This window comes from Sporosarcina sp. NCCP-2331 (assembly GCF_023707945.1).
GTDB lineage: Bacteria > Bacillota > Bacilli > Bacillales_A > Planococcaceae > Sporosarcina > Sporosarcina cascadiensis.
This window is the reverse complement of the sequence record NZ_BRCD01000026.1, coordinates 26,430-50,011: the sequence shown is the minus strand read 5'-3', so window position 1 is coordinate 50,011 and position 23,582 is coordinate 26,430. Positions and strand designations below refer to the sequence as shown.

At 45.6% G+C, this 23,582-nt stretch carries 27 protein-coding genes; 24 read left to right on the top strand and 3 right to left on the bottom strand.

Translation table 11 applies throughout. From position 1 onward, the window contains the following. Positions 1 to 200: 200 nt before the first annotated feature. Positions 201 to 617 (top strand): NUDIX hydrolase, encoded by a 417-nt coding sequence (locus NCCP2331_RS14465; RefSeq protein WP_153723539.1) that lies wholly within the window; start codon positions 201 to 203, stop codon positions 615 to 617. A gap of 367 nt (positions 618 to 984) precedes the next feature. Here NCCP2331_RS14465 and NCCP2331_RS14460 read toward each other — a convergent pair whose 3' ends face one another. Next, entirely contained in the window at positions 985 to 1,134 is a 150-nt protein-coding gene (locus tag NCCP2331_RS14460; RefSeq protein ID WP_194841219.1) for a hypothetical protein, read from the bottom strand. A gap of 246 nt (positions 1,135 to 1,380) precedes the next feature. Then, entirely contained in the window at positions 1,381 to 2,676 is a 1,296-nt protein-coding gene (locus NCCP2331_RS14455) for a replication-associated recombination protein A (RefSeq protein WP_153723538.1), read from the bottom strand. Between the two features lie 127 nt (positions 2,677 to 2,803). Here NCCP2331_RS14455 and cymR point away from each other — a divergent pair, with 127 nt between their 5' ends. The 15 genes from cymR (at position 2,804) to mtnN (ending at position 17,474) form a co-directional block, all read left to right on the top strand. Beyond that, positions 2,804 to 3,223: a cysteine metabolism transcriptional regulator CymR gene (cymR, locus tag NCCP2331_RS14450; protein WP_153723537.1), complete on the top strand. Its 420-nt coding sequence runs from the start codon at positions 2,804 to 2,806 to the stop codon at positions 3,221 to 3,223. A gap of 14 nt (positions 3,224 to 3,237) precedes the next feature. Continuing rightward, complete coding sequence (locus NCCP2331_RS14445; RefSeq protein WP_153723536.1) at positions 3,238 to 4,386, top strand: cysteine desulfurase family protein; 1,149 nt, start codon at positions 3,238 to 3,240, stop codon at positions 4,384 to 4,386. A 22-nt stretch (positions 4,387 to 4,408) separates the two neighbouring features. Continuing rightward, entirely contained in the window at positions 4,409 to 5,527 is a 1,119-nt protein-coding gene (gene mnmA, locus NCCP2331_RS14440; protein ID WP_153723535.1) for a tRNA 2-thiouridine(34) synthase MnmA, read from the top strand. A 12-nt stretch (positions 5,528 to 5,539) separates the two neighbouring features. After that, on the top strand, positions 5,540 to 6,208 hold the full coding sequence (locus NCCP2331_RS14435) for a tetratricopeptide repeat protein (protein ID WP_153723534.1): 669 nt from the start codon (positions 5,540 to 5,542) through the stop codon (positions 6,206 to 6,208). A 24-nt stretch (positions 6,209 to 6,232) separates the two neighbouring features. Continuing rightward, positions 6,233 to 8,644 carry an SF1B family DNA helicase RecD2 gene (gene recD2, locus NCCP2331_RS14430; RefSeq protein ID WP_153723533.1) on the top strand — a complete coding sequence of 804 codons (2,412 nt, stop codon included), beginning with the start codon at positions 6,233 to 6,235 and terminating at the stop codon, positions 8,642 to 8,644. Between the two features lie 299 nt (positions 8,645 to 8,943). Beyond that, positions 8,944 to 11,577: an alanine--tRNA ligase gene (gene alaS / locus NCCP2331_RS14425; protein WP_153723532.1), complete on the top strand. Its 2,634-nt coding sequence runs from the start codon at positions 8,944 to 8,946 to the stop codon at positions 11,575 to 11,577. 129 nt (positions 11,578 to 11,706) lie between these two features. Continuing rightward, positions 11,707 to 11,979, top strand: a complete 273-nt coding sequence (locus NCCP2331_RS14420) for an IreB family regulatory phosphoprotein (RefSeq protein ID WP_153723531.1) — start codon at positions 11,707 to 11,709, stop codon at positions 11,977 to 11,979. Further along, positions 11,976 to 12,395, top strand: coding sequence for a Holliday junction resolvase RuvX (gene ruvX, locus NCCP2331_RS14415; protein ID WP_153723530.1), 420 nt, complete (start codon positions 11,976 to 11,978; stop codon positions 12,393 to 12,395). The genes NCCP2331_RS14420 and ruvX overlap by 4 nt, the downstream gene beginning before the upstream one ends. A gap of 11 nt (positions 12,396 to 12,406) precedes the next feature. Next, positions 12,407 to 12,697 (top strand): DUF1292 domain-containing protein, encoded by a 291-nt coding sequence (locus NCCP2331_RS14410; protein WP_153723529.1) that lies wholly within the window; start codon positions 12,407 to 12,409, stop codon positions 12,695 to 12,697. A gap of 99 nt (positions 12,698 to 12,796) precedes the next feature. Next, positions 12,797 to 13,933, top strand: coding sequence for an endolytic transglycosylase MltG (gene mltG, locus NCCP2331_RS14405; RefSeq protein ID WP_153723528.1), 1,137 nt, complete (start codon positions 12,797 to 12,799; stop codon positions 13,931 to 13,933). 27 nt (positions 13,934 to 13,960) lie between these two features. Then, positions 13,961 to 14,599, top strand: a complete 639-nt coding sequence (locus NCCP2331_RS14400) for an O-methyltransferase (RefSeq protein ID WP_153723527.1) — start codon at positions 13,961 to 13,963, stop codon at positions 14,597 to 14,599. A gap of 22 nt (positions 14,600 to 14,621) precedes the next feature. Further along, on the top strand, positions 14,622 to 15,257 hold the full coding sequence (gene udk / locus NCCP2331_RS14395; protein WP_251671570.1) for a uridine kinase: 636 nt from the start codon (positions 14,622 to 14,624) through the stop codon (positions 15,255 to 15,257). Between the two features lie 207 nt (positions 15,258 to 15,464). Continuing rightward, the gene (gene greA / locus NCCP2331_RS14390) at positions 15,465 to 15,941 is read left to right on the top strand and encodes a transcription elongation factor GreA (RefSeq protein WP_153722268.1); all 477 of its coding nucleotides are present in this window, start codon (positions 15,465 to 15,467) and stop codon (positions 15,939 to 15,941) included. Between the two features lie 111 nt (positions 15,942 to 16,052). Next, positions 16,053 to 16,739, top strand: a complete 687-nt coding sequence (locus NCCP2331_RS14385) for a DUF1510 family protein (RefSeq protein ID WP_194841127.1) — start codon at positions 16,053 to 16,055, stop codon at positions 16,737 to 16,739. Positions 16,740 to 16,781: 42 nt separating this feature from the next. Further along, entirely contained in the window at positions 16,782 to 17,474 is a 693-nt protein-coding gene (mtnN, locus tag NCCP2331_RS14380; protein ID WP_251671568.1) for a 5'-methylthioadenosine/S-adenosylhomocysteine nucleosidase, read from the top strand. Positions 17,475 to 17,699: 225 nt separating this feature from the next. Here mtnN and sigK read toward each other — a convergent pair whose 3' ends face one another. Then, positions 17,700 to 18,401 carry an RNA polymerase sporulation sigma factor SigK gene (sigK, locus tag NCCP2331_RS14375; RefSeq protein WP_153722271.1) on the bottom strand — a complete coding sequence of 234 codons (702 nt, stop codon included), beginning with the start codon at positions 18,399 to 18,401 and terminating at the stop codon, positions 17,700 to 17,702. Positions 18,402 to 18,556: 155 nt separating this feature from the next. Here sigK and NCCP2331_RS14370 point away from each other — a divergent pair, with 155 nt between their 5' ends. Genes NCCP2331_RS14370 through NCCP2331_RS14335 form a run of 8 tightly spaced genes read left to right on the top strand, consistent with a single transcriptional unit; the run spans position 18,557 to position 23,548 of the window. Next, a complete protein-coding gene (locus NCCP2331_RS14370; protein WP_251671566.1) occupies positions 18,557 to 19,072 on the top strand; it encodes a YqeG family HAD IIIA-type phosphatase in 516 nt (171 codons plus the stop codon). Positions 19,073 to 19,074: 2 nt separating this feature from the next. Next, a complete protein-coding gene (gene yqeH, locus NCCP2331_RS14365; RefSeq protein WP_251671564.1) occupies positions 19,075 to 20,175 on the top strand; it encodes a ribosome biogenesis GTPase YqeH in 1,101 nt (366 codons plus the stop codon). Between the two features lie 25 nt (positions 20,176 to 20,200). Continuing rightward, positions 20,201 to 21,028 (top strand): shikimate dehydrogenase, encoded by an 828-nt coding sequence (gene aroE / locus NCCP2331_RS14360; protein WP_251671562.1) that lies wholly within the window; start codon positions 20,201 to 20,203, stop codon positions 21,026 to 21,028. A gap of 2 nt (positions 21,029 to 21,030) precedes the next feature. Then, on the top strand, positions 21,031 to 21,321 hold the full coding sequence (gene yhbY, locus NCCP2331_RS14355; RefSeq protein ID WP_153722274.1) for a ribosome assembly RNA-binding protein YhbY: 291 nt from the start codon (positions 21,031 to 21,033) through the stop codon (positions 21,319 to 21,321). Positions 21,322 to 21,331: 10 nt separating this feature from the next. After that, positions 21,332 to 21,916: a nicotinate-nucleotide adenylyltransferase gene (locus tag NCCP2331_RS14350; protein ID WP_251671560.1), complete on the top strand. Its 585-nt coding sequence runs from the start codon at positions 21,332 to 21,334 to the stop codon at positions 21,914 to 21,916. Further along, the gene (gene yqeK / locus NCCP2331_RS14345) at positions 21,891 to 22,463 is read left to right on the top strand and encodes a bis(5'-nucleosyl)-tetraphosphatase (symmetrical) YqeK (protein ID WP_251671558.1); all 573 of its coding nucleotides are present in this window, start codon (positions 21,891 to 21,893) and stop codon (positions 22,461 to 22,463) included. The genes NCCP2331_RS14350 and yqeK overlap by 26 nt, the downstream gene beginning before the upstream one ends. Before the next feature lie 3 nt (positions 22,464 to 22,466). Continuing rightward, positions 22,467 to 22,811, top strand: coding sequence for a ribosome silencing factor (gene rsfS, locus NCCP2331_RS14340; RefSeq protein WP_153722277.1), 345 nt, complete (start codon positions 22,467 to 22,469; stop codon positions 22,809 to 22,811). Further along, positions 22,808 to 23,548 carry a class I SAM-dependent DNA methyltransferase gene (locus NCCP2331_RS14335; RefSeq protein ID WP_251671556.1) on the top strand — a complete coding sequence of 247 codons (741 nt, stop codon included), beginning with the start codon at positions 22,808 to 22,810 and terminating at the stop codon, positions 23,546 to 23,548. The genes rsfS and NCCP2331_RS14335 overlap by 4 nt, the downstream gene beginning before the upstream one ends. Positions 23,549 to 23,582 lie beyond the last annotated feature (34 nt).

The following is a 23,582-nucleotide window of genomic DNA, read 5'->3' as shown; positions in this document are numbered from 1 at the left end:
GCTTCGGCTGCTGCGGGTTTTTGTTTCTGTTAGAATTATATTAACTTTATTAGTCTGTTTTCAGGTTAGATAATTGGGGATGTGTGCTAACTATGAAAATGGAGTAACTCATTGTAAAAATGTTAGAAATAATTGTTATCAAGCAAAACGAGCGAGACTATTAAAGAAATATAAACTTGAATTAAAAGGGGAACATGGTAATGAATTTTCAGCGAGTTGATGTTGTATATGCACTATTATTTGATGAAAATGCAAACAAAATTCTAATGGTATTCAACAAGAATGGTACATGGTCTTTACCAGGAGGTGCAGTTGAAGTAGGAGAAACCTTGCAAGAAGCAACTGTAAGAGAAGTGAAGGAAGAAACAGGATATGATATTATGGTTGGCAATATTGTCGCATTGAATGAGGCTTTTATAGACAAAAATCATGTTTATTTTATTACTTATCATGGGCAAATAATAAAGCGACCTGAAGAAATCCCACAAGAAGAAAATATCATAAAAGTTGAATGGCTAAGCTTGGAAGATGCAGACAGATTAATGCCATATCATTCTGAAGGAATTTCGAAACTACTTACTGAATCGGGAGCCAGATATACTTTACAAAAAGGATAATTACTCTTTTGAATAGTTGACTATAGGGCTCTTTAATGAATATCAGTAAAGCCTATACCATACATAACAATTTTCCACATTAGTGCGCTGTTGCTTTATAAGTAATTGCGTCTATATCGTAATCAGGACAAATTGTTAGATACACTTAATCCCAGCATAGCATTCATGAAACCAATTACTTGGACCGGGGCCATGCTTGATAATAACGTTATTGTAATGTACGGAACGCGCACGCCGGCTCGAGCTTAAATAGTTTCCTTGAATGGAGCATATTTTTGCGATAGAATGGGTATAGATAGTAAAAGAGAGAAGAGCTCGAACTCTCCTGCAGCCTCTACCGTCCAGGCGAGTGGTTGTCAATTAAAAACTACTTTTTGTTTCGAGAACCACCCTTATGCTTGCGACGGCCAAGGGTGGATTTCTTTTTGTCTAAAAAAGTTTTCTGAAAGAAGTGCGCGCTAATCGCACGCATAATTCCTTTCAGTACTTCTTTTAAAAACTCAAGAAATAATTCCATGATGATCACCCCCTTTCCGGTTAAGGAAAGGGCCAGTGACAACCATCCACCCATACAATTTTGGCTACCCTATAATACTATCAGATTCTATTTAAAACAAAGAGATCAATCGCATAACCTCAACTGTTATTTACGATAATCATGTAAAGAATGAGTCATCCAGGATTTATTCTGATCTTAACGGAAAGTTACGGAATTACGTTTATAAAAAGTGTTTTTAAAGATATAAACAAAAAACCCACGAGATTATCGTGGATTTTTTTCGCCTTTAAAAGAAAGCAATCGCTTATATATCGCAGCCATCCGTGTCTCGTCGCCTGCTTCAACCGGCGAATAAAACTTGGTTCCCGCCAGACTGTCAGGCAAATACTGCTGATCGGTCCAGCCGCCGAAAGAACCGACGGGCGTGTCATGTGGATAGACATATCCGCCATGGCCGAGCTGTTCTGCTCCGCTGTAATGCGTATCGCGTAAATGCGGTGGAATTTCGCCGGTCTGCTGAGTGCGAAGAGTTTTCGTTGCCGCATCAATCGCCCTGTAGGCAGAGTTCGATTTAGAAGCCAGGCACATTTCCACCGTCACGACGGAAAGAGGAATGCGTGCTTCCGGCATGCCGAGCCGTAACGCTGCCTCCACAGCTGCCACCACGTGCGCTCCAACGTCAGGCGCAGCCAGTCCAATATCTTCGTAGCTCATGACGAGCAAGCGACGCGTGACGGCTGTCAGATCACCAATCTCCAGCAGCTGGGCTAAATAATAAAGTGCTGCGTTGACATCACTGCCGCGCACACTCTTTTGCAGTGCAGACAGCAAGTTATAATGATGGGAACCTTTTTTATCGCCGAGCAGGCTGACGCGCTGCAGCAGCTGATTCAATAAATCGTCTTCTACAATGATCTTGCCGTCTTCCTCGTCACTTGCTGCGAGCAGAGACTCCAAGAACGTCAGCGATTTTCTTGCATCTCCATTGACGCCTTCTGCGATTTTCTCCAGCTGCTCAGTCGTAATTTCGATGTCTTCCTGTCCAAGCCCTTTTTTCTCATCCTTCAATGTCCGCTGAAGTAAATCCAATAAGTCTTCTGGTTGCAGCCGTTTTAATTGGACGATTTCGCCGCATCTGGAGCGGATCGCGGGATTGACGTCATGAAAAGGGTTTTCAGTCGTCGCGCCGATCAGGACGATGGCGCCGCTTTCGACATGCGGCAGAAGCGTATCCTGCTGTAGCTTATTGAAACGGTGAATTTCATCCAGGAACAGCAGGACTTTTCCGGTCATGCGCGCTTCTTTCACTACATCTTCCACATCTTTCTTTCCTGCGACTGTCGCATTGAGCGCGATGAACGGCAATTTAGAAGTTCCTGCGATTGCATGGGCAAGGGAAGTCTTGCCGATTCCTGGTTCTCCGTATAGTAAAAGAGAGGGAACATGCCCCTTCTTGATCATTCGGTAGAGAGGGGTGTCTTTGCCAATGACATGTTCCTGACCGATGACTTCATCAATCGTTTCAGGGCGCATGCGGAAGGCCAAAGGTTCGTTATGCATCTATATCAATCCTCCGTACATTTGTTCCTTAAGTATAACGTAATAGGTGAATGAAGTCATTTCAAAGAATCAGTGATAAAATTATGCTATACTAACTTCAGCTATTTTAGTAAAGGACGATGCCAAAATGAAGATTTCCACTAAAGGTCGATACGGACTGACAGTCATTGTAGAATTAGGAAGAAAATACGGAGAAGGACCTGTGCCGCTGCGTAAGATTGCAGAAGAGCAAAGTCTTTCGGAAGCGTATCTAGAGCAGCTGATTCCGCCACTTCGCAACAGCGGTCTTGTGAAGAGCGTGCGCGGAGCATACGGAGGCTATAAACTCGCAAAAGAACCTTCGCAAATTACAGCCGGCGATGTCATTCGTTTACTCGAAGGACCGATTCAGCTGGTTGAAGGTCTTGACGACGACCATATTCCGCAGAGAGAACTGTGGAGCCGGATCGGGGATGCCATTCGTGGAGTACTGGATCACACAACCATCAAAGATTTAATTGAATTTGATGATTCACCATCTCAAGATGAATACATGTTTTATATTTAAAGGAGTTAACCCGAATGAAAGAAGCCATTTATTTAGACTACGCCGCCACTACGCCCATGCATCCGGCTGTGCTTGAGAAGTTCACAGCTTCATTGGCAGAAACTTTCGGCAATCCGTCAAGCACGCATCAGTTCGGCAGAAATTCAAAAAAACTGCTGGAAGAATCCCGCAGCATACTTGCGAAATCAATAGGTGCGAACCCGAATGAGATTATTTTCACTTCAGGAGGGACAGAAGCAGATAACCTCGCCATATTCGGTACAGTACAGGCAATGAAGCATAAAGGAAATCATATTATCACAACCAAAATTGAACACCATGCCGTGTTAAATCCTTGTAAACGACTGGAGTCACAAGGCTTTGAAGTCACTTATTTGGAACCGGACCGTTTTGGAATGATCACGGCTCAGCAAGTGCAGGATGCGTTGACGGATAAAACGATTCTCGTTACCATCATGTACGGAAATAATGAAGTCGGCACAATACTGCCAATCCAGGAAATTGGTGAAATTCTGCAGTCACACCAGGCAGTTTTCCATACGGACGCGGTACAGGCGTATGGTTTGTCTCATATAAATGTCGATGAACTGAAAATCGACCTGCTTTCTGTCACTGCTCATAAACTCAATGGGCCTAAAGGAATCGGTTTCCTTTATCAGCGAAATGGCACGCAGCTGGACTCACTGTCTTTAGGCGGCGGCCAGGAGAAGAAGCGCCGTGCGGGTACAGAGAATGTACCGGCAGCTGCAGCATTTGCGGAGGCTGTTACTATCGCTGAACAGACGAAAGATGAAAAATCAGCTGCCTATATATCGTACAAACAGACGATGCTTGCGATCTTCGGACAAAATGAGTTGGCATTTGAGCCGACGCTGTCCGAATCCGTTCCTCAGCTGCCGCACGTATTTCATGTATCGTTTCCAGGAACAGATGTGGAAACGTTCTTGATGAGTCTCGACATAGAAGGCGTAGCGGTATCAAGCGGTTCTGCTTGTTCTGCCGGCTCTTTTGAACCGTCACATGTCATCACGGCGATGTTCGGAAACGATTCGGACAGAGCACGCAATTCCATTCGGATCAGTTTCGGCTATGGTTTGGATCAGTCTGAAATTGAAGAAGCAGCACAAAGAATAGCCGCTGTCGTAAAGCGTCTAGTAAAATGAACCAGTAAAGGATGAAGTTGAAATGAGAACGACAAAAGCGCCTGCAGATACCCGGATCGTCGTTGGTATGTCCGGCGGGGTGGATTCCTCGGTAGCAGCTTTACTGCTGAAACAGCAAGGCTATGAAGTGATTGGGATCTTCATGAAAAACTGGGATGATACCGATGAAACGGGACATTGTACCGCAACAGAAGATTTTGAGGATGTACGCAGTGTATGTGACCAGATTGGCATACCTTACTACTCTGTTAATTTTGAAAAACAATATTGGGATAAGGTGTTCACTTATTTCCTTGAAGAATATAAAGCCGGACGCACGCCGAATCCGGATGTAATGTGCAATAAAGAAATTAAATTTAACGCGTTTCTTGAGCACGCCAAGAGCCTGGGAGCCGACTTCCTTGCAACCGGGCACTATGCGCAGGTGGTGGAGAGAGAAGACGGTGTGGCCATGCTGAGAGGCGTTGACAATAACAAAGATCAAACTTATTTCCTTAATCAATTGTCACAGGAGCAGCTGCAGCAAGTAATGTTCCCTTTAGGACACTTGGAGAAATCCAGCGTCCGTGAAATAGCAGAAGCAGCTGGACTTGCGACAGCAAAGAAAAAAGATTCAACGGGAATCTGCTTCATTGGTGAACGGAATTTTAAAGAGTTTCTCAGTGAGTACCTTCCTGCGATTCCGGGCGAGATGCAGACGATGGACGGAAAAGTGATGGGTACGCATGATGGTTTGATGTATCATACGATCGGTCAGCGTCACGGTCTCGGCATTGGCGGAGAGGGTGAGCCTTGGTTCGCGGTAGGCAAGGATTTGGAACGCAATGTATTGTTGGTTGAACAAGGTTTCCACCATGAGGCACTGTATTCAACGAGCTTAAAAGCAACGGATATGAATATAAGCACGACGAAGAATTTACCGGAGACATTTGAGTGTTCAGCTAAATTCCGCTATCGCCAGCCGGATACACAGGTCACCGTTACACTCTCAGGCGATCAGGCAATCGTTACGTTTGCCGAGCCTGTACGTGCAGTGACTCCCGGACAGGCAGTCGTCTTGTATGACGGAGAAGAATGTCTCGGCGGCGGCACAATTGACGAAGTGTTTAAAGACGGCAGCAAGCTAACATATGTAGGGTAAGGAGGCAGAAATATGTCCGCTCAGAATGAAGCAATCAAAGAAATGCAGGATGGCAACTATGAAAAAGCAGTCGAATTGTTCATGAAATCCATTGAGGAAAATCCAGATGATGCAACAGGCTATATTAATATCGGCAATATTTTTGCATCGCTCGGAGACGCTGAGCGCGCAGAGCCGTTCTTTCAAAAGGCATTGACGCTCGACGATCAGGCAGGCACGGCATTTTACGGTCTGGCGAATCTTTATTACAATCAGGAGCGTTTTGACGAGGCGGCCAAACTTTATGAAAAAGCCGTGCAGGCCGGCCTTGAATCATCTGACGCGTATTTCATGCTGGGAAAAAGTCTGGAACAGGCAGGCAGCGATCGGCTCGCTCTGCCTTATATGCAGCGGGCTGTCGAACTGGCTGAAGAAGATCTTGAAGTTCTGCTGTCCTACGGGATTTTATTGGCGAAGCTTGAATTGTTTATCGAAGCACGTCCGGTGTTTGAGACGATTTTGGAGAGCGATTCGGAACACGCGGATGCACACTATAATTTGGGGGTTCTCTATGCAGTCTCGACTGAGGATAAAGACAGTGCCCAAACACATCTTGAGCGTGCGTTTACCATCGAACCCGATCACACGCAGGCGCGCTATATATATGACATGATTCAGCTTGGAAACGAGCAGGGCGAATAATAACGGAGAAAGGGGGAGCGCCTTATGACGAATGAAGAGGAACAGTATTTGATTGGCAGACCAGTCGTAACGATTTTCCATAACTCGACAAATCTATTTTCCATTGTGAAAATGAAAGTCACTTCCACTAATACCGATTACCGTGATAAAGAAATCGTCATTAAAGGCTCCTTCCCTCCTTTAATTCCTGAAGAAGATTATAAATTCACCGGCAGACTGGTGAATCACCCCGTGCATGGCCAGCAGTTTGATGTCCAGACGTTTGCCAAGGAGCTGCCGGCAACTGAAGCCGGGCTGGTCCACTATTTGTCAGGAGATTTATTTCCTGGTATCGGCAAAAAGACGGCTAGTGATATTGTAAAGACACTCGGTAACAACGTCATCCAGAAAATTTTAGAGGATCGGTCGGTGCTGGATCAAATTCCGCGGTTGAGTGACGAACGGAAAGATACACTAGTTGCAGTTCTGCAGGAAAACTTAGGGTTAGAGAGGACAATGGTTCAGCTCAATGAATGGGGTTTCGGTCCTCAGGTGGCGATGCGGATCTATCAGCTGTATCAAGACGATGCGATTGAAATTCTTTCGGAGAATCCGTATCGTTTGATTAAGGAAATCGAAGGAATCGGCTTTCAGCGGGCGGATGATCTCGCTCAGCAATTAGGGTTAGTCGGCGATCACCCCGCGCGCATCAAAGCAGCCGTCTATTACTCTGTACATAATGAAGTCCAGTCTGCAGGACATGTCTACGTGGAAGCGGAAACAATTTTACCCCAGGCTAAGCAATTATTGGAGACAAGCCAGCCGTATCAAATTTCCTATGATTCGCTTTCGCAGGCTGTCATCGAACTGGTGGAAGAAGGGACGCTGTCTGCTGAAAAACAGCGGCTTTATTTGCCGTCGCTATATTTTTCGGAATTGGGAATTGCGGCGAAAGTTCATCGTATTCTGGAAAATGAAGTAGATGAACAGTTTCCCGCATCTGAAATCCGCAAAGCAATTGGTGAAATTGAAGAGCGTCTGGGAGTGCAATATGCGGAAACGCAGGTAGAAGCGATTGAAAAAGCGCTGCATTCTTCACTGCTAGTACTGACAGGCGGACCGGGAACAGGTAAAACGACTGTGATCAGAGGGTTAGTGGAAGCCTATGCGGAACTGCATGGTCTTTCACTCGATCTCGAGGAATATGTCCGCAAAAAAGAACCGTTTCCAATAATTCTGGCAGCACCGACTGGGCGTGCAGCCAAGCGTATGTCGGAAGCGACCGGTCTGCCGGCGATGACGATCCATCGGCTGCTCGGTTTTACCGGTCAGGAATCGGAAGAGGAGACGGAGCGCGAAGTCGACGGCAATCTTATCATCATTGATGAAACGTCCATGGTCGATACGTGGCTGATGCACCAATTGCTGAAAGCAGTGCGCGATGACGCACAACTTTTATTTGTAGGTGATCAGGATCAGTTGCCTTCCGTCGGTCCAGGTCAGGTACTGCACGATTTCATGCAGTCTGGTGAGATACCTGTCGTCGAGCTGACCGATATTTTCCGGCAGAGCGAAGGATCCACCATTATTGAAATGGCGCATATGATCAAGCAGAAGAAATGGTCGATGGATGTGTCGAAAAAAACGTCAGACCGCTCATTCATCCGTGCTTCCAGCGAGCAGATTTTGCCTGCAGTGAAACAGATTATTCAAAGTGCGTTGTCGAAAGGCCATTCCATTAAGGATATCCAAGTGCTTGCGCCAATGTATAAAGGACCTGCAGGCATTGACGGACTGAATAAAATGATTCAGGAAATCACCAATCCGCCGGCCCACGGCAGAAAAGAAATGACTTTCGGTGAAACGACCTACCGTGTGGGAGATAAAGTGCTGCAGCTCGTCAACCAGCCGGAAAGCAACGTATTTAATGGGGATATGGGAGAAGTCGTGGCGATTATGCTGGCCAAAGAGACAACCGATAAAAAAGCGATACTCGTCGTGTCTTATGACGGCAATGAAGTGACTTATGAGCGAGGCGACCTCAATCAAATTACACTGGCTTACTGCTGTTCCATCCATAAATCGCAAGGAAGCGAATTTCCGATTGTCGTAATGCCCATTGTTCGCAGTCAACGAAAAATGCTTCGCCGAAATTTACTTTATACAGGAATTACACGTGCGAAAAACTTCTTGATTTTATGCGGTGAAGCCGAGGAATTCAAGGCGGGTATTGAGCGGACTGACGAAACCGAACGCCAAACGACGTTGAAGGAACGAATTTCAGGTATGATAGAGGAAATGGAAGAGCCGGCCCCGGCAGTGAGAGAAGAAACTGCGGCAGAACAGCCGGCAGAACTTTTCGTGGAAGCCGGACCTGCTAAGCTGACGATGGATAACTTCCGCACCGTAGATCCGATGATTGGCATGTCGGATGTCACACCTCTCCAATTTCTTTAGGTGACTGATTGACAAAGCGGGAGAACTTTCCTATAATTCGTTTAGAAATATCGAAAAACGTTGAAGGAACGAGTACTCCAGTATCCAGTGCAAAAGAAAAGAGCTTCCAGGCTGAAAAAGCTCGCACGGAAACTGGAGGAACGCTATTCCTAAGTTGTAGCTAATCCCTGCCGTCTTGCTGCGTTAAAGCAACTCGAGATACCGCATATAGCGGTAATTAGGGTGGTACCGCGATCAATGAAACCTTCGCCCCTTTATTTAAGGGGGGGAGTTTTTTTAATTTTTAGGAGGAGTATACGATGAAAAAACTTACGGCATCTGAAATTCGCCAACTATTTTTAGACTATTTTAAAGAGCACGGACATAATGTAGAACCATCAGCTGCATTAGTACCGGTTGATGATCCTTCATTATTATGGATTAACAGCGGTGTCGCAACATTGAAGAAATATTTCGATGGACGGGTCATTCCTGAGAATCCAAGAATTGCAAACGCACAGAAATCAATCCGTACGAATGACATTGAAAATGTCGGCTACACAGCACGCCACCATACGTTCTTTGAAATGCTCGGGAATTTTTCAATCGGTGATTACTTCAAAGAGGAAGCGATTATTCGTGCGTGGGATTTCCTGACAAATGAACAATGGATTGGTTTTGATCCGGAATTGCTTGCTGTCACGATTCATCCGGAAGACGAAGAAGCCTATACGATCTGGAAAGACCGGATCGGTATTCCAGTTGAACGCATAATCCGGCTGGAAGGAAACTTCTGGGATATCGGCGAAGGCCCAAGCGGACCGAACTCCGAAATCTTCTATGACCGCGGAGCTTCATACGGCAATGACTTTTCTGATCCGGAACTGTATCCAGGCGGAGAAAACGACCGGTATCTGGAAATCTGGAACTTGGTATTCTCTGAGTTCAATCACAATCCGGACCATACGTATACACCGCTTCCGAAAAAGAACATCGATACAGGGATGGGGCTTGAGCGGATGGCTTCCGTTATCCAGGATGTGCCGACAAACTTCGATACAGATCTGTTCTTGCCAATCATCGAAGCGGTTGAAAACGTTTCAGGCAGAAAGTATGGCGAAACAGCGGAAGCAGATACGGCATTCAAAGTCATTGCGGATCACATTCGTACTGTCGCATTCGCAATCGGTGACGGGGCACTGCCATCCAATGAGGGCCGCGGGTACGTACTGCGCCGTCTGTTAAGAAGAGCAGTCCGCTTCGCTAAGCAGCTTGGAATCGAAAAGCCGTTCATGTATATGCTGGTCCCAATTGTCGGAGATGTCATGAAAGATTTCTATCCGGAAGTAAATGATAAACAGGCATTTATCATGAAAGTTGTGAAAAATGAAGAAGACCGTTTCCACGAAACACTGCATGATGGAATGGCAATTCTTTCTACGATTATCGAGAAAGCAAAAGTGTCTGAAGTGCCGCTTGTTTCGGGAAGCGATGCATTTAAGTTATATGACACCTATGGTTTTCCATTCGAACTGACAGAAGAATTTGCGCTGGAAGAAAATGTAGCGGTTGACCGCATCGGATTCGACGAAGAAATGGCGGCACAGCGGAACCGTGCGCGTGCAGCAAGAGCGGACACGGATTCCATGCACGTGCAGTCGGGTGTGCTTGGCGACATTCACCAGCCGAGTGAATTTATTGGCTATCAGCAAATGCAGACGGATGCTTCCATTATTGTTTTGCTGAAGGATGGCCAGCTGATTTCGCACGCGTCAGAAGGAGAGACAGTACAGGTTATTTTGAACCAGACACCTTTCTATGCAGAAAGCGGCGGACAGATCGCTGATAAAGGAACCTTGACGAATGAATCGTTCACAGCGGAAATTCAAGATGTTCAAAAAGCACCGAACGGCCAAAACCTTCATACGGTCTATATCAATTCCGGTGAGATGAATGAAGGCGCTGCAGTGATGGCGAAGGTGAATGCCTATGCGCGCAGTCTGACAGTTAAGAACCATACGGCTACTCACTTATTGCACCGTGCGCTGAAAGATGTACTGGGTGAGCATGTGAATCAAGCGGGGTCTTATGTCGGACCTGACCGTTTGCGTTTCGACTTCTCACACTTCGGACAAGTTACGAAGGACGAGCTCGAACGCATTGAATACCAAGTCAATGAACAAATTTGGGCAAGCACTCCTGTACAGACGTCACTCGCTCCGATCGCGGAAGCAAAAGAGATGGGCGCCATGGCATTGTTCGGCGAAAAATATGGAGACATCGTACGTGTAGTTCAAGTCGGCGACTACTCCATCGAATTATGCGGAGGCTGCCACGTCAGTAATACTGCTGAAATTAACGTCTTCAAGATTCTGTCTGAAGGCGGTATAGGAGCAGGTACGCGCCGAATCGAAGCTTTCACAGGGGGACAGGCCTTTAAATCGTTTAAAGACGATCAGCACACGATCGAACAAGTTGCATCCGCTGCAAAAGCGACACCGAAAAACGTGGTGACGAAAGTGGAATCCATTCTGGCGGAATTTAAAGATCTTCAGCGGGAAAATGAATCGCTGGCTGCAAAAATGGGCAACAGCCAATTGGCAGATGTCATGGAAACTGCACGCCAAGTCGAAGACGTCACGGTTATTTCCGCGCATGTTGAAGTGAAAGATAATAATGGTCTTCGCCAATTAATTGATGAATTGAAACAAAAGACTGCAAAAGGCGTTATTGTATTAGGAACAGTCACAGGCGGTAAAGTTATGCTAGCGGCAGGCGTTACAAATGACCTGCAAAACAGCGGCTACCATGCAGGGAAAATCGTCAGCCATGTTGCGTCACTATGCGACGGAAAAGGCGGCGGTCGTCCGGATATGGCAATGGCCGGAGCGAAAGACGCAACTAAACTTGATGATGCGCTGCAATCCGTGTATGATTATGTAAAATCTGTTTAATCGAATCAGACAATTTTTTTCTGTTCGCATCAGTCAATATACTGACAGTAAGCAGTGTGATTTTCTGCAAAACAGAAGAACGATTGTTTACTATACACATAACGGAAACAGGAAAGCGGGGTGTCGAGTATGAGTTCATCTGATGAAACGATGAAGTTCAACTTTCCGGAAGAATCAATGGAAGAAGAAGTAAAGTCGGTCATGCTCCATGTTTACAAGGCACTGGAGGAAAAAGGCTATAACCCGATCAACCAGATTGTCGGCTATCTGCTGTCTGGCGATCCTGCCTATATTCCGCGCCATGAAGACGCTCGCAGTTTAATACGAAAGTTAGAACGAGATGAAATTCTCGAGGAATTGGTAAAGTTCTACATTCGAGAGAATAGAGGCCTGACCAAATGAGAATAATGGGATTGGATGTCGGCACGAAAACTGTCGGCATCGCAATTAGCGACAGTTTCGGCTGGACAGCTCAAGGTATTGAAACCATCAAGATTGATGAAAGTGCCGGTAATTTTGGCCTGAAACGGGTTGAAGAACTGACAAAGGAATATGAAGTCCAGGAATTTGTGGTCGGCTATCCGAAAAATATGAATAATACGATCGGCCCTCGCGGAGAGGCTTCGGAGAACTATGCGGAGAAACTGCGTGAGAAGTTTGGCCTGCCTGCAATTCTGTGGGACGAGCGTTTGACGACAATGGCTGCCGAGCGCGTGCTGATTGAAGCGGATGTCAGCCGTAAAAAGCGTAAATCCGTGATTGATAAGATGGCAGCTGTTATGATATTACAGGGCTACCTGGATTCAAAAAAATTTTAGAGGTGATCAGAATGGAACATGGACAAGAAACAATGACAATCGTAGATGAGAATGGTGAAGAGCATGTTTGTGAAGTGATCTTAACATTTGATTCGAAGGAATATGAAAGATCTTACGTGCTTTATCACATTTTGGACGGAGAAGAAGTAGACGATGACGAGGAAGTTGAAATCCACGCGTCTGCTTTCATTCCGACTGAAGAGGGCGAAGAAGGCGGCTCGTTGCTGGAGATCGAATCAGACGAAGAGTGGGACATGATCGAAGAAGTGCTGAATACGTTCCTTGATGAAGAAGAAGAGTAAGAAAAAATGATGTGACGGACGGAATGGTGCGGACCGTTCCGTCTTTTTTCACATCCCTGTAAATTAACGGGTTCAGCGAGGGAAAAAGAGGTGTGCCGAATGGAAAAAGAGCCCCAGCGTAAAAAGGAAGTAATGTTTCAACGCATGCTTGAACAAAAGGAAGAAGTGAGAACAGTTCGAAAAATTGTATTTTGGATCGTTGCAGTCATTTTGGCTGTTGGAATCATCGGCAGCTTCTCAATCTATACATACATAAAAAGTGCACTGAAGCCAGTTGATCCAGACTCGGAAAAGATTGTAGAAGTGGAAATTCCAATTGGTTCTGGATTAGATATTATCTCAGAAAGACTTGAAGAAAAAGGCATTATTAAAAACGCCCGGATCTTTAAATACTATGCAAAAGTAAATAATGAATCAGATTTTCAAGCGGGGAAGTACGGCTTGACGCAGGCGATGACACCGGATGAACTGATTCAGAGCCTGAAAACAGGTGTAGTATACAGGACGCCTGCGTTTACTCTGACGATCCCGGAAGGCCTGACACTCGATCAGATCGCAAAGAGAACAGCGGATAAAACATCAGTGACTGCTGAAGAATTCATGAAATTTGTGACCAGTGACGAAGCTGTTCAGCGATATATAATGAAATATCCTGAGGTCGTGACAGATGAAGTGCAGCAAGAAAATGTGCGCTATGCACTGGAGGGCTACTTATTTCCGGCCACTTATCCATTCTATGAAGACAATCCTTCTGTAGAAGCGATCGTTGATGTAATGGTGGAAGGGACCGTGCAGAATATTATTCCTTTCCAAGGGTATTTAGAAGAGAATGAAAAAACGCCGCACTGGCTTCTGACGTTTGCTTCATTGCTGGAAAAAGAAGCGACCAGCAAGGCGGACCGTGAGACGATTGCGAGCGTATTCTATAATCGAATAGAAGAAGGCATGCCATTGCAGACGGATCCGACCGTTTTATATGCGCTCGGTGAGCATAAAGACCGTGTTCTGAATGAAGACTTGAAAGTAGAAGATGCCTATAATACGTATCAGAACAAAGGGCTGCCGCCGGGACCGATTGCAAACGCAGGGGCTGCTTCACTGCAGGCGGCTGTAGAGCCTTCTGAAACGAAATATTTATTCTTCTTGGCGGATAAAGATGGCGTGAATCATTTTGCAAAGACTTATGATGAACATTTAAAGAATAAAGCAGAGTATATCGACAGCCAGAATAAATAAGAATTTTTCTTTTAAAGGGGAATTTGTATGACGGATTATCATGCCTATATCAGCCGTTTTGCAGAAAATAAAGAGCAGCTGATAAAAGAGATGGAGCAGTATGCCGAGGAATTTCATGTTCCCATCATGGATGATGCGGGGCTGAATACGCTGATCGGACTGCTTCAAATCCAGCAGCCTGCGCGCATCCTTGAAATTGGCAGCGCAATTGGTTACTCAGCAATCCGTTTAGCCGCAGCATTTCCAGACGCCTTCATTTATACAGTTGAACGCGATGAGGAGCGCTATTTGAAAGCAGTGGAACATATTGAACGAAGCGGACTCTCTGAACGAATTCAGATTGTTCATGAAGATGCCTTGGAACTGGATACTGAAAAACTGCCGGAAGAATCGTTTGATGCGCTGTTCATCGATGCGGCAAAAGGGCAATACCAGAAGTTCTTTGAGAAATACAGCCCTTTCATTTGTGCGAAAGGTGTCATTTATTGCGATAATATGTTTATGCATGGAGCGGTACTGCTTGACGATGCAGACTTGCCGAAGAGAAATCGTACGATGATTCGTAATCTGCATAAATTTACTCAGTGGGCAATGGACAATGAAGCATATGATACTTCGCTTCTGCCCGTTGGCGACGGTATTTTGATAGCGGTGAAAAAGGAATAGCAGGCAATAAAGGAGAATAGCTGTGAAGAAAAAACCAGTTGTGATCGGGATTGCCGGAGGTTCGGGTTCCGGTAAGACAAGTGTCACCAAAAAGATACATGAAGTGTTCCAAGGCCATTCGGTTGTGGTGATCGAGCAGGATGATTATTACAGAGACCAGTCGCATTTAGTGTTCGAAGAGCGTCTTCAGACGAACTATGATCATCCTTTGGCGTTTGACACGGATTTATTGATTCGGCATATTGAAGAACTTTTAGACAGAAAGCCGATTCAAAAACCGACGTACGATTATACGATTCATACCCGTTCGGCTGAAACAATTACGGTGGAGTCTCAGGATGTAATAATTCTTGAAGGGATTCTAGCACTGGAAGATGAACGTCTTCGTAATTTGATGGATATCAAATTATTTGTCGATACCGATTCGGATATCCGGATCATTCGTCGCATTTTGCGTGACATCAATGATCGCGGACGTACCGTAGATTCTGTTGTGGAGCAATATTTGTCAGTCGTCCGGCCGATGCATAATCAGTTTATCGAACCGACTAAAAAATATGCCAATATCATCATTCCCGAAGGCGGCGAAAATGCAGTTGCCATTGATTTGATGGTTACCAAAATAAAAACAATTCTTGCTTCTGAAGAAGAAGTATAATATGATGATGACATAATTTTAAATTAATTCAGCGAAAGCTCCTGTCTGACGGCTGCTGGATTATGTATAATTCGTAAAGTCACATTGGTTCAATTCTTTCCGAAAGTAGCGTAAGATGTGAACAATAATAGTTCCACTATGTCACATACCGAACGGCGGTGTGGCATAGTATTTTTTATGAACAGAAATTTTGAGGAGTGTTGTTAGATGGTTTCAGAGAAAAAATTCCCGATGACAGCTGCGGGTAAACAAAAATTAGAAGAAGAGCTAGAATACCTTAAAACAGTAAAACGTAAAGAAGTTGTGGAGCGCATTAAGATTGCACGCAGTTATGGTGACCTTTCAGAGAACTCAGAGTACGATTCGGCGAAAGAAGACCAGGCATTCGTGGAAGGTAAGATTTCTTCAATGGAGTCAATGATCCGCAATGCAGTCATCATCACGGAAGATGAACAGAACACAGATGAAGTGCAGTTAGGTAAAACGGTTACATTCAAGGAAATCCCGGACGGCGATGAAGAAACATACACAATCGTCGGATCTGCTGAAGCAAATCCAATCGAAGGACTTATTTCGAATGACTCTCCTATCGCTAAAGGGATAATCGGACGCAAAACAGGTGACAAAGTGAAGATACTTACTCCCGGCGGTGAAATGTCAGTAGAGATACGCGAGATAAAATGACAACTGTACCGTCTTCTCACTGAAGGCGGTATTGCTTATTTTGCAACCAACAGGCCCGCATAAACGTCTGATTGGAAAAGAGCGCAGACCGTGCAGAAGGAGATGCAAAGTATGGCAGATCGAGAACCCAGTTTTTCAAGGATGTCACGTAAAAAAGGTAAAAAAGATAAGTTATTGAATATCTTAATCGGTGTTGTCATTCTTCTCATACTAATCGTTGGAGTCACCTATATTGCAGGCAATGGCAAAGACGAAGCGAAAGAGGAGTCCCAGACAGAAAATGCACCGAAAGAGCCGATCGTTATTGAAGAACCGAATGACGAAGTTGCAAAAGATAAAGAAGAAGATGCGCCAGAAAAAGAATCTGCTGACGAAAATGAAATGGATGAGCATGTTGAGGGACAGATCGTCAATGAAAATAATCCTGATAAACTGGAAGATAACGACGGTGATTCCGTGACTGTCGCTCCCTCATCTGACAATAATGTAAAAGAAACGGTTATTGATTCGGATTGGAAACCAGTCGGAACTTCACAAACAGGCGAACATGTCTCGAAATACGACGGCGAGTCAGATGACTGGAATGAGAAAAAACAAGCAATAGCCTATGCGACAGGTTTATCTGAAGATCAAATGATTTTCTGGCGTATCCAAAATGGCGGCGGCCCGCAGAAATCAGAGGGCATTGTCTCCAGCAAGGACAAGTCTGAAAAATACAAAGTCTATCTGGAGTGGGTGGATGGCGAAGGCTGGAAACCGGTCAAAATGGACGTGCTTAATACATTGGAAACAAAGTGATGTGATTCATCAGGAAACCGAACTTTGAAGGAGCGAAAACAAATGAAAATAGCTATCGTCGGCGCAATGGAGGAAGAAGTTGAAATCTTGCGCAGAGAAATTGGCCTGGGGAAAATAACTGCCATCGGAAATTGTGAATTTATTGAAGGAAAAGTCGGCAAGCACCAAGTCATCTTAACAAAGAGCGGCATCGGTAAAGTAAATGCGGCCATGGCGACTGCCATCTTGCTGCAGAACTATAAACCGGATATTGTCCTCAATACTGGTTCAGCAGGCGGTACGCACCCCGATTTAGAAGTCGGGACTGTGGTGATCTCGGATTATGTCCTGCATCACGATGTGGATGTTACGGCATTCGGCTATGAGCCCGGCCAGGTGCCTCAACTGCCTGCATCATTCCCTTCAGACCAGAACTTGATCGGCCTGGCAAGGGAAGCCGTTGTTGAGCTGGATACATACGAACATGCTGTAGGGACAATTGCTTCGGCCGATACTTTTATGTCAGACCCGCAAAAAGTTCTGCAAGTAAAAGAGCGTTTCCCCCGTGTTATCGCTGTGGAAATGGAAGCGGCTGCAGTTGCGCAGGTATGTTATCAATTCCAAACAAAGTTTGTTGTGATTCGCGCATTGTCTGATATAGCCGGGAAAGAATCATCTGTCAGTTTTGATGAGTTCCTGCCGCTTGCAGCAAAACATTCGTCACAGATAGTTATGCGTGTCATATCGAAACTCTAATTGTTATATGGTAAAATTAAAGGGTAGACAAAGCATAGGATAGTTTTGTTGAAAGGAGGGACATTCAATGGGATTCTTAATGGGTGGAGTATTTTTAATTACAGCTATTTTGGCTGCAGTGATTTTACGTGAGGTAAAAGCTGATTGAAGACAGATAAAACTAAAGCGTTTCCGATGGCGGGGGCCAAGGCTCCCGCATCAGAAACGCTTTTTGATTTACTGGACCTATCCCTGATATTCATGTTTGAAAGATTGGTATAGTTTAACGATTGCTCTTTTCTCGATGCGAGATACATAGCTTCTGGAAATGTTCAGTTGTTCTGCAATTTCTTTTTGAGTCATGGGTTGATCGTCGAGCAAACCGTAACGCCGCTGGATGATCTCCAGTTCCCGGGCATCCAGCTTGCCCAGATGCTTATACAAGCGCTCTTTTTGTTCGTTTTGCTCCACGGTGGTTTGAGGCGGAATGTCATCAGTCTGGAGAAGGTCTGCGATTTCTAAAGATTGGCCGTCTTTGTCGAGACCGATGGGTTCATAGAGGGAGACATCTTTTTGAACTTTTTTCTGTGTTCGTAAATACATGAGGATTTCATTTTCAATACAGCGGGCAGCATAAGTAGCCAGTTTTGTTTTCCGGTCCGGCGTAAAACTGTTAATAGCTTTCATGAGTCCAATTGCACCGATAGAAATATAATCATCGAGCAGCTCATGTTTCGGCTGAAATTTTTTCACGATATGGGCAACCAGCCGCATATTGTGTTCAATCAGTTCATCACGTGCACTTACATCGCCTTCTGCTAATCGTCTCAGGCAATCGGCTTCTTCCTTTTTCGACAGCGGACGAAGAAAAGCCTGCCCTTTTATATAGCCGATTAACGCGGGGATCTCTAACCACAGTTGCATGACGGCCATGAAAAACCCGCTCATGTGACCACCTCCGAATATTGATAGTTCAGCATATGCGAAGAACAGGCGTCCTATCACCCGATGAGAAAGTTACAAAAGCAGTCATTGGATTGCGTGCAGTATAAGCAACTATGTTATAATCAGACAAGAATTTGTTGTAGGGCGGAGTGGATAACGTGTTAAAACAATTTTTGCCAAGCGCATACGTGAAGTCGGTGCTGCACATCAAGCCGGAACAGCTTGTGGAAAATGGCATCAAGGGGATCATAACGGATCTCGATAATACATTGGTTGAATGGGACCGGGCAGAAGCCACAGAGGATATTATGGCTTGGTTTGATGAGATGCATAAGGCTGGTCTGCAGATTACGGTCGTATCAAATAATCACATAGAGCGCGTAAGTCATTTTTGTGATCCGCTCGGAATCCCCTATATCTGTGAGGCGCGGAAGCCGTTGAAGAAATCGTTCCGGCAGGCTATTGGGACACTTGGTTTGCCGAAAGAGCAAATCGTCATGATTGGCGATCAGCTGCTGACGGATGTCTTAGGGGCAAACCGTGCGGGGCTGTCCGTGATTTTGGTAGTGCCGGTAGCGAGTTCGGATGCGCCGATCACAAAATTCAATCGGGCGATTGAACGGAGAATTATGGCAAGGTTTAAGAGAAAAGGATTGATAACGTGGGAGGACTGAATTTGGAACCAATTAAGTGTATTGGGTGCGGTATTACGATCCAGACGGGAGATAAGAAGGCAGAAGGCTATGCACCGCCGTCTTCACTCGAAAAAGAGGATGTCATTTGCCAGCGCTGCTTTAAATTACGGAATTATAATGAATTACAGCCGGTCTCTTTATCGGGAGACGATTTTTTAGCGATTCTTAATGGAATCGGTGAAAAAGAAGGTCTGATTGTCAAAGTGGTCGATATATTCGATTTCAACGGCAGCTGGATCAACGGTCTTCAGCGTTTTGTCGGCAAGAAAGATATTTTATTGATTGGCAATAAGTCAGATATTCTGCCGAAAGCACTTAATCCGAAACGCCTGACGAACTGGATGAAGACCGAAGCGGCTAAATTAGGGCTGAAGCCGATTGATGTCCTGCTTGTTTCCGCTGTCAAAGGCAACGGCATGGAAGAAGCACTGGAAGCGATCGAGAAATACCGCAAAGGCAAAGACGTCTATGTCGTCGGCTGCACGAATGTTGGGAAATCCACGTTCATTAACCGGATCATCAAGAATGCGACGGGCATGCAGGACGTCATTACCACATCTTATTTTCCCGGTACAACGCTTGATGTAGTGGAAATTCCGCTCGATGACGGTAAATCCTTAATAGATACACCCGGAATTATTAATGAACACCAGATTGCACATGATCTGGATGCGGAAGATTTGAAAATCATTACACCGAAGAAAGAACTGAAGCCGAAAGTCTATCAGCTGAATGCGGAGCAGACGTTGTTCATCGGCGGCCTGGCGCGTTTTGACTTTATCCGGGGTGACCGTTCTTCTTTCAATCTGTATGTCGCAAACGGCCTGCAGATTCACCGTACAAAGCTGGCGAATGCGGATGAACTATATGCCAAGCATCTAGGCGAAATGCTGTCACCTCCGAGTGCAGCTTCGCTTGAAACGCTTCCGCCGCTTGTGCGTCATGAGTTTTCGATCAAGCAGGCGAAGACAGATATCGTGATTTCAGGTTTAGGCTGGATCACTATTCAGCATGAAAATGTACAAGTTGCAGTACACGCGCCTAAAGGCGTCAATGTAATGATCAGACCGTCATTAATTTGATGACTAGCGGCAAGGGGGAATGAAGATGAAAAGTTGGTATGCTGTGTTAGGCGATCCAATCGCTCAATCGATGTCACCGGTGATGCATGATCAGTGGTTTGAAGAAGCCGGTCTCCACGCAACCTATATCCCGATCCATGTGCAGGCAGAAACGCTGGAAAAAGCGATTGTCGGCTTGCGTACGCTTGGCTCCGGGGGCTGGAATGTGACGGTGCCGCATAAACAGGCCATCATTCCTTACTTGGATGAAGTTGATAGCTCGGCTGAACGGATGGAAGCCGTCAATACCGTTTATCGTACAGAAGGCGGAAGACTGATCGGCGCCAATACCGACGGCAGAGGATTTGTAAAGTCACTGGAAGAGTTTACGGCGCAGGAGCGTGTCACAGGGCCTGTACTTGTAATCGGCGCAGGCGGCGCTGCAAGGGGCATTGCATTTGCTTTGCGGGAAGCTGGCTACGGTCCGCTGTACGTAACGAACCGTACCGTCTCTAAAGCGGAGGAACTTGCTTCTCAAATGGACGGCACACAAGTAATTTCAACGGAAGAAGCGGAACGGCGGCTTGGTGAATTCGGTCTGGTCGTGCAGACTACTTCCGTCGGCATGAATTTTGCGCAGGCGGGAATGCCGCTTGATCCGAAAGCTGTCGCTAAAAATGCAGTAGTGGCGGATATAATTTATAATCCACTGGAAACGGCATTTCTGCAGACGGCAAGACTGGCAGGCGCCCGCACGATGAACGGTGTCGGTATGTTTGTTCACCAAGGTGCTCTTGCATTTGAGAAGTGGACGGGCATTTATCCAGACACGAAAAAAATGATAGATACGATTACAATGAAAGTTGGCGGGTAAACATGTTAACAGGTAAACAAAAAAGATATTTGCGCAGCAAGGCTCATCATTTGACGCCGTTATTTCAAATTGGAAAAAGCGGTTTGACTGAACCGATCCTGGATCAAATTGACGAAGCGCTCGAAGCACGTGAACTGCTGAAAGTCAGCGTTCTGCAAAACTGTGAAGAAGATAAGACGGAAATTGCAGATACAATTGGTGCATTTAAAGGAATTGAAGTAGTACAGACCATCGGCAGTACGATTGTTCTATATAGGGAATCGAAAGAGAAGAAACGCATACAATTACCATAAGGAGAATCAGATGAAACGAATCGGCATATTAGGCGGCACATTCAATCCGCCGCATACAGGTCATCTGCTGATTGCCAATGAAGTCCGGTACGCCTTGCAGCTGGATGAGGTGCGTTTAATGCCGACAGCTGTTCCGCCGCATAAAACAGCTCCCGGAGACGCTTCTGCGGAACAGCGGCTGAGGATGGTCAAATTGGCGACGGCTGAAATAGAAAGTCTGAGCGCGTCTTCCTTTGAAATTGAGCGGGGCGGTGTATCCTACACGTATGATACGATGTCCCGATTAGTCCAGGAAGAACCGCAGCATGATTTTTATTTCATTATCGGCGGGGATATGGTCGATCAATTACCGAGCTGGCACCGGATTGCAGATTTACTGGATATCATCACATTTATCGGAGTGAAACGTCCGGGTGCCGAAAATCGTTCAGAGATTCCTGTCCGTATGGTAGAGACTCCGCAGCTGGATTTATCTTCTACTTTGATCCGCCGGCGCTTTCTTGAGGGAGGAACAGTGCAGCTGCTGCTTCCTCCTGCTGTCGAGGCTTATATTCGAGAGGAGAGATTATATGGATCTTCAACAAGTACGAAATGATCTGGAACAGCGACTGCCGCAAACACGCTACGAGCACATCCTGCGTGTAACAGAGGCTGCCAAAGAGTTGGCCAAAGAATCAGGTGTGTCCGTTGAAAAAGCGGAAATTGCGGGATTATTCCATGATTACGCCAAGTTTATGGATAAAGATGAGTTGCTTGAACTTTTGAAACGGGATGAAGAATACAAATTGTATTCACAATATCACTCCGAGCTGTGGCACGCGCCGGTCGGAGCATTGCTCGCGAAAGAGCGGTACGGCATAGATGATGAGGATATTCTTCAGGCGATTCGTTTTCATACGACAGGGCGGGCAAGCATGTCTAATTTGGAAAAAATCATTTATATTGCCGACCTAACAGAACCAGGAAGAAAATTTCCGGGTATCGAGGAATTGCGGGAACGTATAAAAGGCCAGTCTCTTGAAGACCAAATGACCGAATGCATCCAGCATACAGTAAAATTTCTTGTTCATCAGTACGCAGTCATATTCCCTTATTCATTTGACTGTTATAATGAACATGTACGGAGAAGAAAGGAACAGTGAAATATGCCAACATTATTGGAATTAGCTTATCAAGCAGTAGATAGTAAAAAAGCGGAGGATATCGTCGTGTTGAATATGGAGGGCATTTCGTTAATTGCCGACCAATTCATCATTTGCCACGCAAACTCTGAACGCCAGGTGCAGGCGATTGCACGCGAAGCGGCTGATCAGGCATCAAAAGCAGGCTATACAGTTAAACGTATGGAGGGCTTTGATTCGGGCCGCTGGATTTTGGTCGATCTTCTGGATGTTGTAGTTCACGTCTTCCATAAAGAAGAGCGCGGGTTCTATAACTTGGAGAAACTATGGGGAGACGCACCGCTGCTGGACGTGGCGAGTGATCAATGAGTTCTTCTTATACTGAGTTCGCCCATATTTATGATGAACTAATGAATGATATTCCATATGACGCCTATATCGAGCTTCTCGATTTGGCGTCTGCTGGCGTTTCCGGAAAAAAAGTGCTTGATATCGGCTGCGGCACCGGCTTGTTATCTGCGATGCTTGCAAAAAGAGGGGCTTATGTAACAGGGGTTGATCTGTCCTGTGACATGCTCGAAGTCGCTGCTCACCGTGCCGATTCGCTCGGTCTGGCTATTCAGTTTAAAGAACAGCCTATGCAGAAGCTCGACGTGGAAGGGAAATTTGATGCGGCGGTTATTTCGATTGATTCGCTGAATTACGTAATTTCACAGAAAGATGTGGAAGAGACGTTTAACAGGGTCTACCAGGCGCTTGTCAAAGACGGCGTGCTGCTTTTCGATGTCCATTCGTTATACAAGATGGATGAAATTTTTCTTGAAGGCCCTTTTGTCTATGACAACGGAGGCACTGCGTATATTTGGGAAACGTCTCCCGGGGATTACGATCATTCGGTATATTCGGAGCTGGCTTTTTTTGTGCGCCAGGAGAACGGCAGCTTCATTCGTTTTGACGAAGTACATATGCAGCGTTCTTTTTCAGTCCCCGACTATATTCGGATGATTGAAGAAGCGGGTTTTCATATTGAGCGGATTTTCGCTGACTGGGAGGATGAGCCGCCAACGGAAGAAAGTGAAAGAATATTCTTTCAAGTGCGTAAATAAGACTACCAAATTTGTAATCGATCGGGTATAGTTA

Bases quoted from the DNA above. Each gene is read 5' to 3' on its own strand.
- NCCP2331_RS14465 (WP_153723539.1), top strand. From the start codon at position 201: ATGAATTTTCAGCGAGTTGATGTTGTATATGCACTATTATTTGATGAA.
- NCCP2331_RS14460 (WP_194841219.1), bottom strand. From the start codon at position 1,134: ATGGAATTATTTCTTGAGTTTTTAAAAGAAGTACTGAAAGGAATTATG.
- NCCP2331_RS14455 (WP_153723538.1), bottom strand. From the start codon at position 2,676: ATGCATAACGAACCTTTGGCCTTCCGCATGCGCCCTGAAACGATTGAT.
- cymR (WP_153723537.1), top strand. From the start codon at position 2,804: ATGAAGATTTCCACTAAAGGTCGATACGGACTGACAGTCATTGTAGAA.
- NCCP2331_RS14445 (WP_153723536.1), top strand. From the start codon at position 3,238: ATGAAAGAAGCCATTTATTTAGACTACGCCGCCACTACGCCCATGCAT.
- mnmA (WP_153723535.1), top strand. From the start codon at position 4,409: ATGAGAACGACAAAAGCGCCTGCAGATACCCGGATCGTCGTTGGTATG.
- NCCP2331_RS14435 (WP_153723534.1), top strand. From the start codon at position 5,540: ATGTCCGCTCAGAATGAAGCAATCAAAGAAATGCAGGATGGCAACTAT.
- recD2 (WP_153723533.1), top strand. From the start codon at position 6,233: ATGACGAATGAAGAGGAACAGTATTTGATTGGCAGACCAGTCGTAACG.
- alaS (WP_153723532.1), top strand. From the start codon at position 8,944: ATGAAAAAACTTACGGCATCTGAAATTCGCCAACTATTTTTAGACTAT.
- NCCP2331_RS14420 (WP_153723531.1), top strand. From the start codon at position 11,707: ATGAGTTCATCTGATGAAACGATGAAGTTCAACTTTCCGGAAGAATCA.
- ruvX (WP_153723530.1), top strand. From the start codon at position 11,976: ATGAGAATAATGGGATTGGATGTCGGCACGAAAACTGTCGGCATCGCA.
- NCCP2331_RS14410 (WP_153723529.1), top strand. From the start codon at position 12,407: ATGGAACATGGACAAGAAACAATGACAATCGTAGATGAGAATGGTGAA.
- mltG (WP_153723528.1), top strand. From the start codon at position 12,797: ATGGAAAAAGAGCCCCAGCGTAAAAAGGAAGTAATGTTTCAACGCATG.
- NCCP2331_RS14400 (WP_153723527.1), top strand. From the start codon at position 13,961: ATGACGGATTATCATGCCTATATCAGCCGTTTTGCAGAAAATAAAGAG.
- greA (WP_153722268.1), top strand. From the start codon at position 15,465: ATGGTTTCAGAGAAAAAATTCCCGATGACAGCTGCGGGTAAACAAAAA.
- NCCP2331_RS14385 (WP_194841127.1), top strand. From the start codon at position 16,053: ATGGCAGATCGAGAACCCAGTTTTTCAAGGATGTCACGTAAAAAAGGT.
- mtnN (WP_251671568.1), top strand. From the start codon at position 16,782: ATGAAAATAGCTATCGTCGGCGCAATGGAGGAAGAAGTTGAAATCTTG.
- sigK (WP_153722271.1), bottom strand. From the start codon at position 18,401: ATGAGCGGGTTTTTCATGGCCGTCATGCAACTGTGGTTAGAGATCCCC.
- aroE (WP_251671562.1), top strand. From the start codon at position 20,201: ATGAAAAGTTGGTATGCTGTGTTAGGCGATCCAATCGCTCAATCGATG.
- yhbY (WP_153722274.1), top strand. From the start codon at position 21,031: ATGTTAACAGGTAAACAAAAAAGATATTTGCGCAGCAAGGCTCATCAT.
- NCCP2331_RS14350 (WP_251671560.1), top strand. From the start codon at position 21,332: ATGAAACGAATCGGCATATTAGGCGGCACATTCAATCCGCCGCATACA.
- yqeK (WP_251671558.1), top strand. From the start codon at position 21,891: ATGGATCTTCAACAAGTACGAAATGATCTGGAACAGCGACTGCCGCAA.
- rsfS (WP_153722277.1), top strand. From the start codon at position 22,467: ATGCCAACATTATTGGAATTAGCTTATCAAGCAGTAGATAGTAAAAAA.
- NCCP2331_RS14335 (WP_251671556.1), top strand. From the start codon at position 22,808: ATGAGTTCTTCTTATACTGAGTTCGCCCATATTTATGATGAACTAATG.